The sequence below is a fragment of the Shimia sediminis genome (assembly GCF_003990645.1).
Classification (GTDB): Bacteria; Pseudomonadota; Alphaproteobacteria; order Rhodobacterales; family Rhodobacteraceae; genus Shimia; species Shimia sediminis.
In genome coordinates this window covers 1-720 of sequence record NZ_RYZK01000076.1, presented here as the reverse complement: position 1 = coordinate 720, position 720 = coordinate 1, and the positions used below count along the sequence as shown (strand labels likewise).

1 protein-coding gene is annotated in these 720 nt (G+C 42.8%); it reads right to left on the bottom strand.

What is annotated here, in order from left to right:
- The coding region (locus EK369_RS22915) for an RNA-binding protein (protein ID WP_206198160.1) at positions 1 to 676 on the bottom strand (676 nt) is incomplete at its 3' end.
- Positions 677 to 720 lie beyond the last annotated feature (44 nt).

Genomic DNA, 720 nt, shown 5'->3' with positions numbered 1-720 from the left:
TGCCCATACCCATCGCGTCAGGTTTTGGTGTCGCTTTTTTTACGTCAACCTCTTTATCTTTGATGGTCTGCTTTGGTGTCTTCAATAACTCATTCACGACCTGTTCCGAGTCAAAGGTGATAAAACAGAACCCTTTTCTTTGGTTTTTCGTCTTATCAAAAGGCATTTCTACTTCCACAATATTTCCAAATTGCCTAAAGTAGTTCTTGATGTCGTCATCGGATAGATCAGTGGTAAGACCACCAACGAAGATTTTCCCGTGTCGCGCTTTCGCTTTCTTGGGATCAACTTTCTTGTTGTTAATGATGTGATCGCCGGCAGACGAAACCTTGTCGATTGCTTCGGCCGTACTGAAAACGATGAACGCGAAGCCACGCGATCTGCCTGTATTCGGATCTGTTTTAACGTTAATACTTTCGATCTCGCCATACTGGCCGAAATGTTCCCTAAGTTCTTTTTCTGTAGTTTCCCAGCTTAAACCTCCAACAAATAATTTTCTGTCGTCGTCTCGGCCTGGCGTGTCTGCACTTCCACTGTCGGCCATTTGAGACGCATCTCCTGCGCTACCGTTTTGCTGTTGTCCATTCATTTGGTCATTCTGTTGGAAATTTTGATCTGCCTGTACGTCCTGTGAAAAGTCTTCTCCATTTTCCATAGGACAATCTTGATTTGCCATTTTTTCTCTAAAAAGAGCTTATATTTTTCTTGCTGAAAATCTAA